1 protein-coding gene is annotated in these 4,329 nt (G+C 43.8%); it reads right to left on the reverse strand.

What is annotated here, in order from left to right; genetic code table 11:
- On the reverse strand, positions 1 to 4,329 hold a 4,329-nt coding region (locus tag ACH0AB_RS11605; protein WP_406878243.1), incomplete at both ends, for a hemagglutinin repeat-containing protein.

A 4,329-nucleotide genomic window follows, 5' to 3' on the forward strand; every position in this document is an offset into this window, starting at 1 on the left:
ATCCCTCTGTTCCCGCAATAGCTAATCCAATATTTGTACCAGTTTTACCAGTTATTAATCCCTCTTTATATTGGACTTCTAATCCTTTACCTTGCATTATAGCAAGGTTGTCATCATAGGCTTTGTACTCTACATTCTCAATAAAATCATTTACTTCCTTTTTGATTTTTTTTGGCTCTAAAATTGCTTCTCTTAGAAGTTGACCACCACTTTCACCCAGTCTAAATGCTGGACTAATAGGTTCAATCCCATCACCCCAAAGGAAGTTTTTAACTGTGTCCCCAAAACCGTCATTAGTTCCAGAAACCCTAGCGTTTGTACCAGTAAAACTTCTTCTGACTTGTAGAGGATCTTGGTAGGCAACATTGTCAAGGTAAAACTTAATTTGCTCTGGATCATTAAAGCTTCTTTCTAAAAACACACGACTGTTGTTAAAATCTTCTGAAGTTGCTGTAAACATTTGACCATTGGAAGATTGACCTAAGTAATAATTAGCTTTAGGATCAGCATATTTTTCAATGGTGAAATCAGCTTCAGAAGCGGGAAGTGGATAAAAAGTCCTATAATTTGCACTTTTTGTCCTATTCAACAAATAGCTATAGGCATTTGAATAAGCAGCTATTAACTCTGGTGAAGAGAAGCTATTAATAGTTTCTCTCCATTCGGCATCAATGTTGTATAATGCTCCTCTGGACAAAAGTTTTTTTGCGGTGGCCTCATCAACACCTGCAATAACTGCATATTCTGGTGCAAGATATTCAATAACTTGTGATTCATGAGGATGCAACTGTCTATTATTCGCATCAATATTGACAGCAGTCGCCATACTCGACATATCAAGCCCAGCTGACGCACCAATACCCGTCAGTGTTAGACCTGTTAAACTATTCGCAATACTGCCAGCCGTTGTCGCATCAATACCTTGTTTGGCTAAATTATCCGCTATCTTCTTCTCAACCTCAGTGATCATTGGAGCGGCTGCAGCTGTACCACCTGCTGTCAAAGCACTTTGAACCGTACCACCACCCAACGCACCAATAGCCGTATGTGCCGCAACACGATAAGCACCACCTTCTTTCCAATTATTATAGTCTTGCTCATGTTTTTGCTTATACGCTTGAACTTTTGCTAAATTCGATAAAATAGCTTGTCGCTGCTCGGGATCAGTGGTTTTCGTTAATGCATCATTTAATTGCCCTTCCACCATCTGAGCATATTCATAAGGCTTGGTTTTCTCTTTGGCATAATCCCCGACAGCCTTCGGCGCTTCCTGACCAAACGCCTGGGTAATCTGGGTTTGACTACCGAGTTCTTGCATAATTTTATTATTATCAAAGCTATTTTTGATAACACCGGCATAGTCCGCCTTATTATCGGTGGTAATATCAGCATGACCTGCAATACCGGTAATCCCGGCTTTAGTGACACTGGTTTGATTATCACCAGCTTTGCCATAACCAATACCGGTTGTTTTACCATTCCATGACGTTTTTAGATTCGGATCAACTTTTTGCGGATCTTGGGATGCTTTAGAGCCATTTAATGAATACCCAGCTTGAATGGCATTGCCTTCATATTCTGCGTGGTTGTTTAAATCAAGGGTCTCAATACCGCCTTTACTGGTAAACTGGTTTAGCCCTTGTTGTTTGGCTTTGTCTGTGGTGGTAATAGCACCGCCTGTTAACGTGGTTTTACCTTCTACATTGATGTTAAAGCCACCATCACCAGTAAAGATGCCCGATTGCTGATTCACCCCGACATAATCCGAATTTACATTGGTTTTGCCAGCATTTACTGATAGGTTGGTTGAGTTACCACCGACCATATCAATATCCGCATTAATCCCTACACTACGTTGTTTACCTTGATAAGTTTCTTTGTTTTGCATCGATTCAATATTTAGATTGCCGCCAACACTGCCTTCAGCACGTTTGGCGTTAATCACCCCACCACGGATATTGGTATCGCCGCCCGAGGTAAGGCTAAAGGTATTACCGACATCAATTTGACTGTTGGTGTAATGTGTTGATTCACCGTCACCACTACCCCGTGAGGTATTAGCATTTAGGGTGATACCTGCACCGGTTTTACCAGAGGCACTACCTGTCGCATAGACACCCACCCCAAAGCCTTGTGCTTTGTTTTGACTGGTTTGGGTATTTTGCTGACTGCTTGCTAAAATATTGACTTCATTGTCAGCGGTTAAACTACCGTTATTGCCAGCTTTAAGTTGACTACCGACAATATTAATATTACTGTCTTTACCGGCACCGGTGGCTTTAATAGAGAAGTTACCTGCCGCATTGACGGTAGAAGCTTCATTGGTTTGTGTATGGCTTTGATTGGTTGATTGACTTGACTGCGTGCCTAAAGTGGCTTGAATACGTCCCGAGGTTGCTGCAGCGACTGGATCCTGAGCTTGTGCAACGCCTTTAATGGCATTCTGCGCTTTTAATCCTGCACTAATACCCGCCATGGCTTTCATACGATCAGAATCAGTGTTTTCACCCGCTTTAACAAGTCCATTGATACTGTTGTATTGGTCGACCAGACCATTACTGACACTGACGGTTAATCCAGTTTGCTTAAATTTTTGTTGTGATTGGCTGTCTTCAGTTGCCGTGGCATTAACGATATCAGCCGATTTTGCGGTAATATCAATGTTGCCACGACTTGGATCTATTATCCCTTTACCGGTATCAGCGCCCATTCCAGCAACGACATCACTGGCAGTTTGTTGATAATGGTTACCTGCGTTAATTACCACATTGCCATCAATGGCGCCCACGGTACTACCGGTGTGATTAATGATATTGCGCTGATTGTCCATTGATTGTTTTTGTGAGCCGATAGTAAAACCGATACCGCCATCAGTACCAAATATCCCTGATTTTTTCTGGCTATGGCTACTGCTTTCACTGTAACGATTTTGCGCCGCATCAATCGTCACATCATTGCCTGCCGTTAAAGCGGTGCCTGAATCACTCACTGCACGTGTGGCGGTTAAGTGGATATTGCGACCGGCATCCATAACCACGGTGTTACCTTCAATGTTACTTTGAATGGCTTCATCACTGGTTCGGCTATAACGATCTTGGGTGGTTTTACGGCTTAACAAGCTTTTTTCAGTGGTTTTAATAGCGGTGTCGGTATTACTGGTGGCACGTCCTTCTTTTAAGGTAATGTCTTTGTTAGCATCGAGATAGCTGCTGCCATCCTCACTGTGAATGGTCACTGCTGTACCGGTGATACTACCCCCTTTGGACTGAATATAAGTGCTGCCTTGGCTGGCGACCACGCTGCCAATATCCTGAGTTTGACCCACTTTGTAGTAGTTATTGCTATCACCAATGGCATTGGTTTGGAAACCTGTATTAACCGCATTCAACGCCACATCGCCCCCGGCAACCAAACGAGATGTGCCGCCCTGATTAATCAGTTGACCGGCGTTAAAGGTGGCGTTGCCACCGACATCAATGCTTAACGTGGTAAGGGGTCGACCGTTGTCATCGGTTTTACCTTTTAAGCCATCGCCCACATAGATTTGACCGATTTGGTCAATGCCGGTGCGCCAAGCATTGCTTTGACCAAGCTTACTTTCGGTATGATAAGTGGTGCTGCTGTTGTTTAGCTTGCCGCCCGCATCAATCGTCATAGCGCTATTGGCTTTTAGGGTAGCGCCTAGGTTGTTTAAATCGTTTTTGGTGTTAACTTGAACAAAGTTACCTTGGATTACCCCGCCGTTTTGGTTATTGAGGTTATTGGCACTGATACGTAAGCCATTATGGGCCACGATATTGCCTTGGTTGGTTAAAGCACCGGTGAGCTGCATATCCATGTTGCGGGCGGCAATTAAACTACTGTCACCTTTTAAATCACCGACCTTTGAGCGAACATAGACTTTGGGTACCAGTACGGTTTGTTTAGTACCGTCTTTTAAGGTGATGGTTTGTTCAACCAGCCACACAATATCGGTGGTCAGCTGTGCCATCTGTTCCGCAGATAGTGCAATACCAGGGCGTAAGTTTATTGCTTTAGCGGTAGCAACACCATTGTCCATCAGCGCTTGATACATGGCATCATCAGTGGTGTAGTCCCCTAGGAAACGACGACCGGTTAAGGTCATGACTTGGTCACGAATCAGCCCTTGCTCATAGTAGCCATCGCCCAATCGCTTGTGCATGTTGCTTGGATCTAAGCCTAAGCGCTGCATCATGTAGTCAGACGATAACCATTTTTTATAGTTAGCGAAGGCTGGGTCGGTTTCCACCAAGTAGCCATTTGGGTTATTGGGGTCAATATTATAAAGGCTACTGTTTGGCAGAGTAG

Origin of the sequence: Moraxella sp. 179-F 1C4 NHS, assembly GCF_045370505.1 — a bacterium.
GTDB lineage: Bacteria > Pseudomonadota > Gammaproteobacteria > Pseudomonadales > Moraxellaceae > Faucicola > Faucicola tetraodonis.